Origin of the sequence: Candidatus Lernaella stagnicola, from assembly GCA_030765525.1 — a bacterium.
Taxonomy (GTDB): Bacteria; Lernaellota; Lernaellaia; order Lernaellales; family Lernaellaceae; genus Lernaella; species Lernaella stagnicola.
Map to the genome: position 1 here is coordinate 89294 of JAVCCK010000035.1, position 16226 is coordinate 105519.

Here is a 16226-nt window from a genome sequence, read left to right on the forward strand (position 1 = left end):
CCACACATCCAACTATAGGCTTACGGCGGGCGGTCGATCAACGGTTTACATTGTTTTCTGGTTCCTTTTTTCGACCGGTCACCTCCCACGAGGCGAGGGGAAATTGGACCGTAAACGCCGTGCCGTGGCTCGGCTTGCTGGCAAAGCGAATATTGCCGCCCATTCCCTCCGCGAGCATTTTGCTGGTCGGCATGCCCAAACCGAAACCTTCGTGGTGTGTGTCGAGTCGCTCGATCTGTTGAAAACGGTCAAACACTTTGTGAGCGTCTTCGGTTCGTATTCCGATGCCCGTGTCGGCCACGACCAGGCGAATCGTCGGTTCACTATCGGCGTGCGCCACCGACAGGGCCACGGAAATCCGACCCCGATCGGTAAACTTGATCGCGTTATTCAGCAGGTTCGTGAGAATCTGTACGAAACGGCCGGCGTCAAGACGAACTTCACGCAGCCGCACATCTTCCTCGACGTTCAATTCGAAGGCTAACTTTTTTTTCTCCACCGCCGGCCGTTGCACTTCGCAGGTTTGGCGGACAAGTTCGATCAAATCCACGGATTCGAAATGGAATTGCAGGCGCCCGCTCTCCAAGCCGGTCAGGTCCAGCAGATCGTTGATCAGACGCGCGAGGCGGACGGCTTCGATGCGGATGATACGCAGGAAACGCTTGCGACCGTCAGGGGTGAGCGGCAGGTCGTCGACCATCAACGCTTCGGCGCTGGCGCTGATGGAGGTCAGTGGGGTCTTCAATTCGTGCGACACGAGGCTCAGGAAGTCATCTTTGTTCTTATCCACTTCCCGCAATCGCTCTAATGCGATCGACAATTTCGCGGTACGGTCGGCGATGTGCTGCTCGAGGTTCAGATTCAGTTCCATCAGTTCCTGATCGGCGCGCTCCAATGCCGTTTGCTGTTCGCCCAATTTTTGGCGCGTCTCCACGAGTTTGCGTGTCATGTCGGCAAAGCGCTCGGTCAACAAGCCGATTTCGTCTCGCCGTTCGGCGGCCATGTGCACCGGCGCGACGCCGTTGAATTCCGTCATGGCCTGCGCGAGTTTGTCCAAGGGGCTGGTCAGGTTACGCGTCAACCACCGCGAGAGCAGTAAGGCGATCAGCCCGATGGCAACGAAAAGAGAAACGACGAGCAAGCGAAGTTGCCCGATGGTGGCGTCGACTTTCGCCCGCACGGTGGCCGTGAAGTCATCGCGGAATTTCTGCGAGGCGCTGCGCCACAGCGGGTTGCGCGAGCGAGGCATCGCCAACAACAGCAGTTGGCCGTCGGCGCTCAACTCGCACGAGCTGGTCACATACTGATCTTGGAGACGCCGATTGAGTTCTTCGAGCCTTTGAATGCCATCCATCGCGCGATGGTCCTTGGACGCGCCGATCAATTCTCCCGCCTCGCTGAAAACAAACGCGGTGGTGGGCGTGCGTTCCAAAACGGCGAACACGTCGCTCATCGTATCGTCCAAGTCGCCGTCGTGGTCGTCCGAGGCGCGACGCCAAACTTCGCTCACGGCCAGGGCGGTTTGGTGCAGGGAGTCTTCCATGTCGTCTTGCACGGCATAATTGAGCAGCATGCTTTTACGCTGCGCATAATCGCCGGCATCTTTTACGATGAGTGTAGCTGTGGAGTGAAGCAAGTCGCCCAGCGTCAGATACAATGCGGCAACGGGGCCGATCGAAAACAGCAGCGTCCACAACAAAATGCGCGTGCGGATTCGCATAAGCCTCGCTCCTTGCGGATTGGCGGTCGCGTCCTTTTAGAAGGGGATCGGCTCGAACGGTCGGGGCACGATGATCTCCACGTCGGGCGCGACGGCCTTAACTTTCTCGCCAAACACATGGGGGTCGCTACCGGGAATGTACCGCGTGTTTTCCGACAGTGGCAAGGAGAAATCGTCAAAATGAAACGGAATCACGCGCTTGGGGCGGATGCGCGCCAGCAATCGCGGGATGAAATCCACCGTGGCGCGATAGCCCGACGCACACACCCAGGCCGAATCCAGCGAGCGAAGCGGGATCAGGTTGTCGATCAAATTCGCCGTACCCTGGTGGAAGATCGTCTTGCCCCCGGCGGTGACAAGCAGCAACAACGGTGGCTCGCCGTGCCGAAAATGCCAGGCCCGCAGTGGTGGCTTCCGCTTGGGGTCGATTTTCCCGGGGAAAGGCACTTTGCCCAGCGCCACCAGACCGTGACGCGTTTTGATCGGCTCGATGCGGAAGGGGCCAATATCGAAACACTCGCCGCCCGCCAACACGCGCCGGCAGCCCGGCAAGCCGTGGATCTTCAGGCACGTGTCGACGCTCTCGTTACCCCACACGGGCAGGCCGAGTTTTTCGGCGATGTACGGCGTGTCCTGCAAGTGGTCGGAGTGAGCGTGCGTGATGACCACGCCGATGATCTCGCCCGTCACGTTCTCGAGGTAGTCGTCAATCTTCGTCTTGTTGGGGATCAACGGCTTCGTGAAGGTCTTCCACTTGCTCGGCCTGCTCAGATGCGGATCGATCAGCAGTACTTTCCCCTGATGTTCCAGTTCCAGATTCGCCGTCCCCAGCCATTTCACGGTAGCCATCTCGTTTCCCCACTTCCGCAACGTGTTTCAAGTACCATTCCGTATCCGAAAGAAGCCCGTGCAAAATCCTGACTTCGAGTTCATTGGGCGCCGCGCGCGAAAACAACCGCCGCAACTGACGCATGTTCCGCTCGGGATTGTCTTTGTCGATGAAACCGACCTCGAGATACACGCGGCGCATGTGTTCATAGAACCGCCGTATCTTGTCGTGCGGGGCGGGCACGTGCTTGTTGACGTCCAGCGGCGCCTCGCAGGCCCGCGTGAACAGTTCATACGCCAACAGAAGCACCGCCTGCGCGAGGTTCAAACTGCGATGCGCCGGGTCGGTGATGATCTCCACCAACTCGTTGCATAAATCCATCTCTTGCTTGTTCAGACCGCTGGGCTCGTTGCCGAACACCAGCGCGCCCGTCTGGCCGTCGGCAAGACGCGGCAGCAACCAATCGGGCAGGGCGCGTGAGGAGCAGAAACGTTGCCGGAATTTCCCCAGCCGCCGCGACGCGCCGACGACGTAATGAAAATCCTTCAACGCCGTGGCGAGGTCGTCTTGATATTCAGCGTCGCGCACGAGCTGGTAGGCACTGACGGCCATACGTCGGCACAATTCCGTTTCGACGTATTGGGGCTGGACGATAATTAAGCGCGACATGCCGAAGTTGCGCATCGCGCGCGCCACCTGGCCGACGTTGCCGTCGCCCATCGGGCGCACCAACACCACGGCAATGCGGTCCATGATTTCCGGGTGTTGCGGATAGTCGATCAATTCATCTGCCTCCAAAAGTTGACGAACAGGCGTCGCGCCCGCTCTGCCGCCGTCGCCGCCGAGGGGGCGGACTGCTTCGCAACAACCAGCATTTTATCATGCAGCGTCATGGCCGCTAACATCAAATGGGCGTGCGGACCCCAGAATTCCGGATGAAACTGAATGCCCCAACTCGGAAATCCGGCGACTTGAAACGCCTGCACGCCGCAACTCTCGCTGTGCGCCAGAACCCGCGCCGCCGCGGGCGGATCGTGTACTTCGTCATAATGCGAGCAAAACCAATACGCGCGTTGCGGCAGGTCCTCAAAAAGCGGCTCCGCGACATCCAGAGCAACCGGGTACCACCCGAATTCCGCGCGCGCCGTGCGCCACACGTGGTCTTTGCCCCACAGAGCTCGCGCGAGAAGTTGATGCCCGAAGCAAATGCCCAGCACGTGTTTGCCCGCCAACACAGCGTACGACACCAGATCCGCCTGCCGTTTGATCCAATCATCGTCGGCTAAAACCGACGCCTCGGAGCCGGTGACGATCAGCCGGTCAAAATCCAGCAGCGTCGGGAGCGTATCGTGTACGCCGCTGACCCGGCGCACGTCACCCGGTAGGCAACGAGCGGTCTTTTCGCCCTCGCGCAGGAAAAAGGGGATGACCGAATTGTCGATCACGACGGTTCGCAAAGCGTTTCCTTTTCTCGATTACGCAACGCCCCGCGCCGCCGCTTCCATTTCTTCGACAATCGCTTCCGCCGCCGCTTCCGGCAGCGGGGCTTGCGTGATGGGACGGCCGACTACGAGGTAATCGGCACCGGCGGCGATCGCCTTGCTTGGCGTCATGACACGTTTTTGATCGCCGAGCTCGGCCGCGGCCGGGCGGATGCCGGGTGCGACGATCAGGAAATCCGACCCGCAGGCTTTTTTGATCGCGGCAGCTTCCTGTGCGCTGGCCACCACGCCGTCCAGGCCGTTGGCGTGCGCCAGTTCAGCCAGGCGAAGAGCGGCTTCGTCGGGTTTGCCCGCGAGTCCCACCGCTGCGAGATCGGCGGCGTCCAGACTCGTCAGCACGGTGACGCCAATGACGATCGTTCGTTCGCGGTTTTTGACGAGCGCCACGTTCTCCGCTGCCGACCGCGCCGCCTGCAACATCGCCGGGCCACCGGACGCGTGTACGTTGAGCATCCACACGCCTTGGGCGGCGGCGGCGCCGACCGCGCGCGCCACAGTGTTAGGGATATCGTGAAACTTGAGATCGAGAAACACGCGGCTGCCGCGCTCGGCAATCGCGCGCAGCACGTCAGGTCCCTCGGCGACGAATAGTTCCTTGCCCACTTTGAACGCGCCGACGAAATCGGCCAAGCGGTCCACCAAGCGTTCGGCGGTCGCCAGGTTCGGCACGTCCAGAGCGACGATGAGTTTCTCACGCATCGTCACGTAACGCCTCCGTAATGATTTGTTGCACGCGCGCGGACACTTCTTCCAGCGGCACGAGGGTTACGTCGGCCTCGGCCCGCAATTTCAGTTCCGCCGCGTTCTCGGCCAGGCTGCGCTTGCCGACCGTGATGCGAATCGGGTAGCCGACCAAATCCGCATCGGCGAACTTGACACCCGGCCGCTCCTTGCGATCGTCGAAAACGACCTCGACTCCGAGGCCGCGCAATTGTTCGTAAATCTCTTGCGCCTTAACTTCCTCGGCGCCGCCGGGCTTGCCCGCAGGCACGATCACAACGTGATAGGGGGCCAGGGGAATCGGCCAGATGATGCCTCTGTCGTCGTGGCCTTGCTCGATTGCCGACGCTGCGGTTCGGCCAATGCCGATGCCGTAGCAACCCATGACCGCCTGCTGTGCCTTGCCGTTTTCGTCCAGGAAGGTGCAGCGCATGGACTCGGAGTATTTCTGTCCGAGCTTGAAAACATGCCCGACCTCGATGCCCCGCACGACCTTGTACGTCCCGCCGTGCGGACACGGATCGCCCTCTTCGGCCACGCGGATATCGGCCCATTGCGTCGGCTCGAAATCGCGACCGACGTTCAAGCCGGTGACGTGGTAGTCTGCCTCGTTGGCTCCGCTGGTCAAATTGCCCAGGCCGCGCAAGCCGTAGTCGGCGATCAAATGCTTGACCTTCAATCCCTGCGGACCGGCGAAACCCACCGGCGCGCCGGTCACCTGCTGAATTGTGTCGGGATCGGCCAATTCCAGCATTTCCGCGCCAAGCAGGCGCTGTAATTTGACCATGTTGATTTCGTGATCGCCGCGCACGAGCGCCACGACGGGCTCGCCGTCAGCGAGGAAAATCAGGGTTTTGACCATCTGCTGTGGCGTCGTTTCCAGGAAGGCGCTGACCTCTTCGATCGTGCGCTGGTCCGGCGTGTGGACCTTCTCCAGCGGTGCCGGTTCGCCGTCGAAAGGCGTATCGGGCACCTCGGGTAGTTCGGCTTTTTCCACGTTGGCCGCGTAGTGGCCCTCGTCGCTATAGACGATGGCGTCCTCGCCGGTATCGGCCAGCACCATGAACTCGGCGCTGAAGCTGCCGCCGATGTTGCCCGAGTCGGCGGCGACTTCACGGAAGCGCAGGCCGCAACGACGGAAGATTCGATTGTACGCTTCGCGCATCCGCTCGTAGGCGGCGTTGGCGCCTTCTTCATCGGCGTCGAAGCTGTAGGCGTCTTTCATGATGAATTCGCGCCCGCGCATTAAGCCGAAGCGGGGCCGGACTTCGTCACGGAACTTCGGGCTGATCTGGTAGAGATTCAGCGGCATGTCCTTGTACGAGCGCAGATCGTGCCGGACCAGGTCGGTGATGACTTCCTCGGCGGTCGGCGCCAGGCAGAATTCGCGCCCGCTGCGGTCCTTGAGCCGGGCCAGTTCGGGACCGTAGAGCTCCCAGCGGCCTGATTCGCGCCACAGCTCGGCCGGATGCACGTAGGGCAGCAGCACTTCCAGCGCGCCCGCGCGGTCCATCTCCTCGCGTACGATCTGTTCGACCTTGCGGATTACGCGCAGGCCGAGCGGGAGGTAGTCGTAGATCCCGGCGGCGAGTTTGCGAATCATACCGGCGCGCAGCATAAGCTGGTGACTGACCACCTCGGCGTCGGCGGGAGTCTCCTTCAACGTGGGAACATACATTTGTGAAAGTCGCACGGCTATCTCCTTGCCATTTTTCCTTTGCGGCGCCGTACTTTACCGAGTTTGTGGGGCGGAATAAAGGGCGTGCGCCAAGAAGTGAAAACTTCAGGCTCGCGGTTTCGGATGCGTCCTAGAAGCACTCTTCCATGCACGCGCCGTAGTTTTCCTGATAGCAGCCTTTGCGGCAGTCGTAGTCACCGAAGTTGCACGCGGAAAGACACGAAACGGCCGATTGGTTGCAGTCCCCGAAGCAAGCCCAATCCCAATCGCATTGCAGATTCTCGAAATCGCAATTGTCGGTGCCGGACCCGGGGTCTTCCACCATCGCGGAAAAAACGCAATAAAGCGCGTCGAGAACCTCGGGCGCGAAAATAGCGTTGACCGTGAATTCCGCCCAAAATGCGGCGTTACATGCGAAAATGCCGCCCCAATAGTCAGCCTCATCAAGGCATTCGCGAGCGTTTTCGAAAGCATGCTCCACCGCCTCACAATATGACGGTTCCTCTTCCTCTTCCTCGTCGTCATCGCAGGCGAGCGGCAAGAGCAACGCCGCAATCACCAGAATGAAACAGCCCCAGCGAAGGATTCGCATCCGATCGGATTTCATGACATTTTCCCTTTTCACGCCGCAAACGCGACGCTAACAGCCGCAACCCGCGTCATCGTTGTCGTCGTCGTCGCCGTAACTGGTGTCGTCATCGTCATCGCCGGAGTCGTCATCGCCGGAATCGTCGTCGTCCGCGCCGCCCACGGTGACCGGCACGCTGATCAACGAGTGATTACCGGCGTCGTCGAGAGTCTGCACGGCGAACCAGGGACTTCCCTTCCCGGCGGGCACATCGATCTCGACACGCTGACCACCGATCACCGGCGCGGGGACCAAAATGTCCGGAAGCTGCTCGGCATCGTAGAAGTTCGCGGGTCCCTCCAGGCTTTCGCGGCTGGATGCGTAACGAATGTCGTACGAAACCGGCGTGCCGCAGCGCCAGTCGTCACCGGGGGCGGTGAACGATAAGCGATAGCCGCTCGCCGTTTCCTCGACCTGCAAATCGGTGACGACAATCGGCGGCTGCGTGTCGGTGCCGTAGGTGCCGGTGTTACGTTCGTCGTGGCGGTCGGTCCACCACTCGGCGGTCGTGCCTTGCGGTCCGCAGGCGTCGCCCAAGGTGCGCCAGCCATACAGCCAACCTTCCAACGTGTACTGGTAGATTTCCAGCGAGCCGTCGCCGTCGACATCGCCGACCGTCGGCCCGGAGGCGGACCACTGGTTGGTGAACTTCGGCCAGGTCGGCGGTTGCGAACCGGAGCCGTCCACCGCGTCCACCGTGAAGCCGCCCGTTCCGCAAATCGCTTCGGCGTAGCCGTCGCCGGAAATGTCAACGATAGCCGGGTTTGTGTACCAATTGCTGTCGTGCTGATCGACGGCGAAAAGCGGCTTGCTCAGATTCTGCAGCGAATAGGCAAGAAGCTTAGGTTTGAGCAGTGAAATCCAACCGTCGATAACGTCGAGGATGCTGGAGGAGGGCAATACGTAGTGCAAACGGCCGTCGGCGCTCAAACTGCCGAAGCTGCCGTGCGCCAACGCGTTGAAACTCGGCGTACCGCCCAAATGGCTTACGGTGATTTCACCGTTTTCGATTTCCAGAAGCTGCGGGTACCAAATCGCCGACCCGACGCCGACGTACGTTTTGCCGTCCTGGTGGGCGAGTGCCGGGCTGGAGGTGATGCCGATGGTCACCGGCGGCAGCGGCAAGATATCGCTGGCGGGGCCGAAAAGCTTCGCTGGGAAATTCGGCAGGAAGGGAGAACCCGAGGCGTTGTTGGTGCCGTCGTGGTAGATCGCGTAGAACCGCGTGCCCTTGAGGCCGAAGAGCCAATCTTCACAAACCTCGCTGGTCCCGACGAGAATCGACGGGTAGAGCGCGATGTCGTCGTTGTTGGAACCGGGATCGAAAATGCCGACCGCCGGCGTCGTGATGATCTGCGGATTGAAGCGTTCCATCTCGGAGTGGCAGACCTTGTCCGGCGGTACGTTGCCCGCTTCGCATTTGCAGAAAACAGGGAAGCCCGGCACCGGGTCGGCGGCACCGTCGTTGTCGGCGTCGAAGGGTTTCCAGGCGTAGACGCGACCGTCGTAGGATGCGGCGATGATTTCCAGGATGCCGTCCCGATCCAGGTCGGCCAGCACGGGCGATCCCAGAAAAGTGCGGCCGTGGCCGAAGGCGTCGGTCGAGGAGTTGTCGGGGTCGGCCGCGTGCACCGGGAAGCCCTCGAGCAGCGGCGCCGGTTGGCCGTTGTCGTCTAGATGCTCGGTGCCCTGCCGATGGAAGGCGAGCACCGCCCCGGCAATGGTCGTGACCACGATGTAGGGTTCGCCATCGCCGAACAAGTCGCCGACCGCCGGGGTGCTGAGTGTCGCGTCGGCGGCGTCGTCCAGCCCGTTGTAATCCATGACGTTCAGCGGGAAGCCGGCCGACATTTCGTAGCCGTCGTCCGTCGATTTAAGCACCATGACGCTCTGCGGGCCGCTGGCGGCCACGACCATTTCCAGGCGTCCATCGGTGTCGCCGTCCATGTCGTAGAGCGTGATGGACGAGCGGCCGGAGGCGTCCAGATTCAGCGGCATCTGCGGCAGCAGGCCGAAGTCCGCGCTCTGGTCGCGGTGGATGCTGATCGTGCGGCGGTCCTCGCCGCGCACGGTACCGTAGCCCGGCATGTTGTAGCCCGCGACCAGGCGTAGCGTCGCCGTAAAGTCGAACGATTCCTTAGGCGGGCGGGTTACGTAGTCGGCGGGCAGCAGGTGGCTGATGTCGACTTGCGCCAGTACGTCGTCGATCGCCGCCGTGCCGTTGCCGGTGGCCACGCTCGTGAACTCATTGTCGAGCGGCTCTTTGCCGACCGCCACTTGCAGGTCCCACTGAAACGAACGCCCGCGGGCGTGCAGATACCCGGCAACTTCGATCTGGGGCGTGGCGACGGGGTCGATCACTCTGAACCATGCCGGGGCCCGAAATTTGACTTCGGGTGGAACGCGCGCCGGTTCGTCCTTGGCGGCATCGCCCAAAATAGCCAGAGCGGTCTTGGCGTTGGGGCGGCCGTAGCCGAAATGCGCGTCCCAGCCGGGCTGGCACGTGCCGCCGGTCCACGTGAGGCACCAGTCTTTGATGTCGTCGGCGGTCATGGTCATGATCTGCTTCACTTCGTTCGCGCTCAGTTCGATGCCCAAATCACGGCCGCGCGAAATGATCAGCCCCGCGAAGCCCGCAATATTCCCCGCCGCTTCGGAAGAGCAGGCGCCCGAAGAGCCGGCCAGGTGCACGTGCTCGCCCCACATGGTGCAGTAGGTTTCTGTGAAGCCGAACACTTCCATCGGGAAGAAACCCAAAAAATCGATCGGCGGTATCGGGAAGATTGCCTTGACGTTGATGACCTCGTCGAAGGAGCCGGGAAAGGCGTGGTGGTAGCTGTCTTCGTCGCTGGCCACGCCGACAAGCGTCAGGCCGTTTTCCGAATACATGGTCAGCGCCCGGTTGATGTCGCCGGATTGGTTAAGTGATTCGGACGCGAATACTGCCACGTCCGCGCCCATTTCGTAGGCGTACGCAATGCCGGCTTCCAGCACGTTGACTTCAGGCATGACCGACGAGGAAATGCGCACCGGCAAAATCGTGCAGAAGGGGCAGTACCCCGGCTTGTCGCCATTGTTGTTTCCGGCGATACCGGCCGCGTCGCGCGAGCGATCTTCACCGTGCCCGCCTTCCGGGAAATCAATGACGCCCTTGGCTTTGTTGGTGTTGCGCAGAAAATCCCAACCGCAGATATCGTCGACAAGACCGTTGCCGTCGTCGTCGTTGTCGTCTTCGAATTCATCGAACAGATCGGGAATCGTCGGCGGTTCGCCCAGGCTGGCGAAGCGGGGGTCCTCGTCGTAATCGCGAATGTTGAAGCGGCCGTCGTCATTGCAGTCATAGGCATCCGGCGTGCAGGGGTTGCCGCGAAAGGTTGGCGCGTCCAGTTCGCCGCGGTTGAGGAAATAGTTCTCTTCGAGCTCATCATAGTCGTAGTGTTCGAGGCCGTCATCGACAACGGCGATGATGACGTCGGGTCTTCCGGCCGTAACCTTCCACGCTTCGGTCGCGCCCATGCCCGGAATCGTTTCCGGACGCCACGGCTCCGTTTGCTCCGGATGGACCGGGTTGTACCCGAGCAGCACATTCGCGTTGGCGAAGGCGTCGACGAAGTCGAAGGGATCGGTGGGATCCCACTCCTGCAAAATGTCCATGTCGCTGGGGATGTTGGCGACGAAGATTTCCCCAAAGGGGTAGCTTTCATCAAAGGGTGAGCTGCCGGCGCTTTGTACCTGATCGGTGATGTGCAGTTCCAGGCGTTTGGCGAAGGGCCAGCGATACTCGTTTTCCGTGGGCGTCAAAACAAGCGTGTCGTCGAGCAGTGTCGTCGTTTCGAACGCGTAGGCGACTTCCACCCGAACGCCGGGGTCGCTCTCGTACGTCACGTTCACCGACGTCGCGCCGACCGACGTCCGATCGAGGCTTTGGTCGAAAACAAGGACCATCGGATCGATCGTCAGGTTCTGGTACATATCGAGGTGCGGATCCTGAGAAACGATGGAGAGAGCCATGGCTCCCGACGCGGTCATCATCAGGAACGAAACGCACAGTGCGAAGCGAATAAGAAAACGCATAACAGACTCCCCGGTTCGTTATTGGGGTTATCTTCCGTTTGATTTTCTTTAAGTTGTAGCCGCACGGTCCAATCAGCGGGAGTTTACCGCATACGCCGGTTTTTCAACAACCAGTGTTTTTCGGAAATCGGCCGCCCGCCGCTAAAACGTGAATACGTCGCAGTCGATCACCGGCGGGCTGTCTGGATTGCGGTACATCCCCCAGCAGTAATCCATGAACAGACCCAGCACGTAGGGCTGCAGCCAAGAAACTTTGGACTCATCGGGCAACGTTTTGCCGGTAGGCGGCATGACCTCGATCTCGACGCCTTCGGGAACGGAAGACGCCCACGGATCCCAATTTTCCCAAGCGCCGTATTCCTCCATGGCGCGCCGGGCGTAATGATGAATCACGCGCACTTCGTCGTTGGTCAGGTAGTAACCCACCGTTGTGGATTGCAGCAGACTCACGGCGATGTCGCGTTGCCAGGAGTCTTCCGGCGTATCGACGAAGGCGAGGTTGAGATTCGTGTCCCGCGTGAAGCGCTGCTCGAGGCTTTCAAGCGCTTGGAACGCGGCCCGGTTATCACTGTTATGCAACGCCAGCGCCACGTTGGCGATATGGAACGAACGCATGATGTGCCCGTTGGGCGGATTGTTGAGGATCGCTCCCAGTTCATAGATTCGATGCCCGCCGAAGGGATCGCAATTGTTGTCCAGGCGTTCGCCGTAACCCAAGAAGGCGGTGGCCTGGGTGGCGTTGCACTCGGCGTCGGGGAACAGGATGTCCCATTTGACCAGTGATGCGATGTCGCCGATGTCGGCCTCTTCAGGTTCGGGATCGACACCCGGCCGGTAGGCGGTGCCGTCATTATGCTTGGAGCGGATGATGTAGTCGTGATCGACGATGTCCGCCGCAAGAAGCGTGAGCAGGTTCCATGTCTCGCCGCACGCTTCGCGCACGGCCGGGTCCGCACCGTGGGTTGCGGCGTGATTCGCCGATAGCGCCGCCCGGTACAAGTACCCGAGCCCGTCCTTGGAGCGTGTGTTGGTTACCCACACTTCACCCCAATAGGGGTTGTGTTCGTAGGAGAAGCGGGAACAGTTCCACCGGTCGTAGGGGAACGTCCAGTTGGAGTAATCGACAGCTTTCCGCCGGCCGTCGTGGGTGGTGTAGGTGTGGTTGGCGGTCACGACGTTGCGCGCCATCAGGTGCTTGATCGGGTCGTTTTCGTCGTAGACCATCCCCAGCATGGTCGAAGAAACGCCCTTGCAGAATTGCCGCGTGAGTTCGCCGAGCGTGGCGTCGCCCGTGCTCAAGTAGCCGGCGACGGCGGAGGTCAGCACCAAGGAGTTGCCCTTCAGGATGTTATGCCCGCCGTGCTCTTCGCTATATTCATGCACGATCGACACCGTGTCGCCGTTTTTGATACCCAACACTTCGCCCCACCACAGCCGGTAATCGGACATGCCCGTGGAGGCGTCGATGCCGTGGCTCATGCGTAGCAGCCAATCGATGTACTCACGGTCGGCATAGAAATCGCGCATCTGTTCGGAGAACGCTTGCAGTTCCGCAGGCGAAATAGGTTCGGAGTCGTCCTCGCGCACAAAGGAGAACGGCAACACCGGCGGGTACGGCTCGGATGTGTCGTTGTTGTCATCATCGTTGTCGTCGTTGTTGTCGTCGTTATTATCGTCGTCATCATCATCGTCGTCGCCGTAATCGGCGGCATCGTAATCGCTCTCATCGCAACTAAGCGCGCCGACGATCAGCAGCAGGAACAATATAACCAAGGCGAGTGACGCAATTTGTTTCATGTCCGAGCCTTTCGAGGAAGATTCACAAACACGGCATATTGTATGGAATCATGAATGATGCACAAGAAGTGCGCGTCGATCCAGGCGACCGGCGTCGTCGAGGCCAAGCGGTTGGGTTTGAAAAGCCCGGAGAACAGGCGTAAACATATCGGTAGGATTCGTAGAAGGAGAAATCCCATGAAAAACGGAATTTGGGCGTTGCTGCTGGTGGTCGCGTTGGTCTCGTTGCTTTTCGCGGTTTCCTGCCAAGGCGACGACGACGATAACGACGACGATAACCCCGGCGCCGGTGATCCCGATGATGATGACAACGATAATAACGACGACAACAATAACGACGACAACAACAACGACGACGATAACAACGACGACGCCGTCGGCGATGATGATGACGACGTGCCAGGGATACAGGGCATCAGTCACTCCGACTGCAAGGACGGCTCAATGCCGCCGGATAAAAAGGAAGAAACCTGGGATGAAGACATCGCGTTTTCCTATGAGGACAGCGTGCTGACCGTCACCCACGTCAACGTCGAATTCAACTGCTGCATGGATCACGTCGACGTGACGATGGAAATCCAGGATTTCGAGATCACGCTGTACGAAGTGGAAGTGACGCCGGATCCGTGCTGGTGCATTTGTCCCTTTGACGTCGAAACCGAAATCGCCAACCTGCCGCCCGGAACTTACACCGTGGATATCTATGCCAACGGCGAATACGCGATCGGCGGGGAGACCACGATCCCGGAATAGCGGCGCAGTGCTTAGCGACTCGCCGACCACCTCATAACTTCAGTTCAGGGCTGGACGACCAGGGGCTCCGAGGCCTCGCCGTTCGTGTTGCCGAAACCGTCGTTGAAGGCGCCGCGTTCAATCGTGATGGTCAACGGAGTTGCCAAGCGGTCCCACGTAAGCTCGCCGACCAGGGCGCGATGTTGCGCTTGAAAAACGAGTTCGCACTCGTACTCGTTCCCATTGGCGTCGGTGACTCGGGCCGTGGCGCTGCCGTTGCCGCAAATGGCCGGATGGCTGCCGCCGGCCCAAACCGAGCGAATGCGCCGCGCAGCGAGCGGACTGGGCGGATACGCGGCCGTCGCCTTAATGCGCATCACGCCGTCGGCCTGCACTGCCGCAAGGTCGTAAACCGTCACGCTATCAACCGGGCTTAGCTCGAAGGGCTCGGAGAAAAGCTCGTAGGGCGCCACGCCCTCGTCGGTCTTGGCGAGGCCGCTTACCTTGAAACGCAAAACTCCGGACGGGTCGTTATAGCTGGTTTCCCATTCGAGCCGGTATTCGAACTCGCGCGATGCGCGTTCGCGTTCCGCTTGGTAACTCGGCGCCGGGAAAAGCCGCACGGCCATCTCCCAGCCCTTGTCGTCATAGGGCTTGCCGTTGGGACGCAACACGTCCACGAATTCGCCGTCCTTCTCCTGCTGCAGCATCACCGTCAGCCAGTCAACGCCCGGATGCCCGCCGCGCCACGCGAATTCCAGCGTGTCGAAACGCGAAGCCTGCGACGCCGGTTGTTGCGTGATCGTTCCCAGAGATTCGGACAGTTCCACGGGAACCGTTTCGCCCTCGGGGTGGTACATGAGAGGCGGCGGGTCGTCGTCCAACGGCGGAGTGTCCGAATGCATCAAGTCGGTTAAGCGAGCGACTTCCGATTCGAGCCAAGGGCCGTATCGCCAGCCGAATAGCGAACCCTCAGCCTCGCCGCCACCCTGCCACCAATCCCAATCCTGCAAGATGTAAAAAATGTAGTTCTGTGCGTAGCCGATCAGGTTTACGTTGGCGAACGGCACGTCGAGTTTGTTCGCGACGGTTTGGCGAATATCGACGGCCAGATGCGAGGTGACTTCACCGGGCGCCGTGAAAAAGAACTGGTCGCCAACTTGCGCCACTGTGATCGGCGATTGCATGAAATACTTTGTGTGTTTGTTCACCAGCGGCCAATCCAAATCGACCAGACAACCGAGATAGCCGTCAACCAACGTCGTTTCCGGGTTGTCGCAATCGCTGATGCTGCCCTGCCGTTCGTTCGCCAGTACGCCGCATTCCATCGCGCCCTTGCGGTATTCGACAAACTGCCCGGCCAGGTTGTAATGGCCGAACTCGCCCGGTTGGTAGCCGAGCGTTTCGCGGTCGGTGACGTAGCGTCGCGTCAGTACCCGAAATTCCGGCTGGTCGTCCGTTACGATGGTTTCATCGACTTCGCGCGCGGCGGCGGCGACCTGAGAGCCGATCCATTCGATGATCTGCATGCGGCGGTGACCCTGCGGCCCCCACATTTGCGGCACGACGTCGCCGGCGGATCCCTGTATGTACAACGCCGTTACCGGGTGGTCGTAGCCCGCTTCGATGGCGCGCTCGACACCGCCGGGAGCGTCGTCGGTCAAGTCGAAAGCCCCGAAACCGAAAACCACGCCGTGCATCGCCATACCCACGAGCATCGCCATGGTTTCGCCGTCGTCGTTTTCCACGCGGCCGACCCAAAGGCGGTCTTCACGAAAATCCCCCGGGCCGTTGGCGCAGCGGCGATCGCGGGTCAGCAGGCTGTTTGGGTCGAAGGGCTCGCGGTAGCCGAAACCGATACGTGCCGGTTCAGCTTGTTGGATCGCCGTGACGATCACTTCGGTGAGACTGTCGGCGATTCGGTCGACGATCTCCGCGCTGTATTTGTCGGCGCCCACCAAACTCATGATATCCGGCACCGGCAGAAAACGGGCAGGGCCGGAGTGCGTGTGGGAGGCGGTGAGCACCAAGCCGCGGTCGAGGTCGACGCCGATCTGCTCGCGTACCTGATTCACTACTTGGGTGCGCAGGCTTTCGGTGACGCCCATCATCGAAACCTTGGCGATCACGAGACGGCGGTCGTCCACTTGCAGCGCCACCGCCTTGGCCACGGGGCGATCCAGATAACCGCGCGAGCCTCCCATTGCCGCGTTGTAGGCCATGCGCGGGCCGAACCGCATGGCGAAACCGCCCAGCGAAACACCAATGGGAACTTTCAGATAGCCCGAGGCCGCACCCGCCACCAAGCGACCGCCGGTGGATTCGCCGCCGTCATCGTCATCGTCGGTTTGATCGTTGTCGTCGTCGTGGGATGCGCCGGGGTCGTCCTCGTCGTCGGCATCACCATCGCATGCGAAATTCGCCGCGATCAGTAATAAAACGAGGATAAGAATCGGATAGATGCGGCGGGACAATCGTCGTGTGTGCATTCTCGACCCCACTGGGTTGCGTGCCTATTCAACTGTCCCCCCTGATCCTGCGGTGAA

General features: G+C 60.7%; 11 protein-coding genes. 1 reads left to right on the forward strand and 10 read right to left on the reverse strand.

The features are described from left to right. Window positions 1-37 precede the first annotated feature (37 nt). From P9L99_16635 to P9L99_16675, 9 genes are all read right to left on the reverse strand, one after another. Complete coding sequence (locus tag P9L99_16635; GenBank protein MDP8224988.1) at window positions 38-1720, reverse strand: ATP-binding protein; 1683 nt, start codon at window positions 1718-1720, stop codon at window positions 38-40. Between the two features lie 36 nt (window positions 1721-1756). Beyond that, on the reverse strand, window positions 1757-2536 hold the full coding sequence (locus P9L99_16640; GenBank protein MDP8224989.1) for an MBL fold metallo-hydrolase: 780 nt from the start codon (window positions 2534-2536) through the stop codon (window positions 1757-1759). After that, window positions 2427-3332 (reverse strand): RNA methyltransferase, encoded by a 906-nt coding sequence (locus P9L99_16645; protein MDP8224990.1) that lies wholly within the window; start codon window positions 3330-3332, stop codon window positions 2427-2429. Before P9L99_16645 ends, P9L99_16640 begins: the two co-directional genes overlap by 110 nt. After that, a complete protein-coding gene (locus P9L99_16650) occupies window positions 3329-4006 on the reverse strand; it encodes a type 1 glutamine amidotransferase (GenBank protein ID MDP8224991.1) in 678 nt (225 codons plus the stop codon). The genes P9L99_16645 and P9L99_16650 overlap by 4 nt, the downstream gene beginning before the upstream one ends. A gap of 18 nt (window positions 4007-4024) precedes the next feature. Further along, window positions 4025-4750 carry an orotidine-5'-phosphate decarboxylase gene (gene pyrF / locus P9L99_16655; protein ID MDP8224992.1) on the reverse strand — a complete coding sequence of 242 codons (726 nt, stop codon included), beginning with the start codon at window positions 4748-4750 and terminating at the stop codon, window positions 4025-4027. After that, entirely contained in the window at window positions 4743-6464 is a 1722-nt protein-coding gene (locus tag P9L99_16660; GenBank protein MDP8224993.1) for a proline--tRNA ligase, read from the reverse strand. Before P9L99_16660 ends, pyrF begins: the two co-directional genes overlap by 8 nt. A 115-nt stretch (window positions 6465-6579) precedes the next feature. Then, a complete protein-coding gene (locus P9L99_16665; GenBank protein ID MDP8224994.1) occupies window positions 6580-7056 on the reverse strand; it encodes a hypothetical protein in 477 nt (158 codons plus the stop codon). Window positions 7057-7089: 33 nt separating this feature from the next. Further along, window positions 7090-11151, reverse strand: a complete 4062-nt coding sequence (locus P9L99_16670; protein ID MDP8224995.1) for a S8 family serine peptidase — start codon at window positions 11149-11151, stop codon at window positions 7090-7092. A gap of 141 nt (window positions 11152-11292) precedes the next feature. Next, window positions 11293-12948, reverse strand: a complete 1656-nt coding sequence (locus P9L99_16675; protein ID MDP8224996.1) for a hypothetical protein — start codon at window positions 12946-12948, stop codon at window positions 11293-11295. Between the two features lie 177 nt (window positions 12949-13125). Here P9L99_16675 and P9L99_16680 point away from each other — a divergent pair, with 177 nt between their 5' ends. Further along, window positions 13126-13701, forward strand: coding sequence for a hypothetical protein (locus P9L99_16680; protein MDP8224997.1), 576 nt, complete (start codon window positions 13126-13128; stop codon window positions 13699-13701). Window positions 13702-13745: 44 nt separating this feature from the next. On the opposite strand, the gene P9L99_16685 is transcribed toward P9L99_16680, so the two are convergent. After that, entirely contained in the window at window positions 13746-16169 is a 2424-nt protein-coding gene (locus P9L99_16685) for a hypothetical protein (protein ID MDP8224998.1), read from the reverse strand. Window positions 16170-16226: the final 57 nt, after the last annotated feature.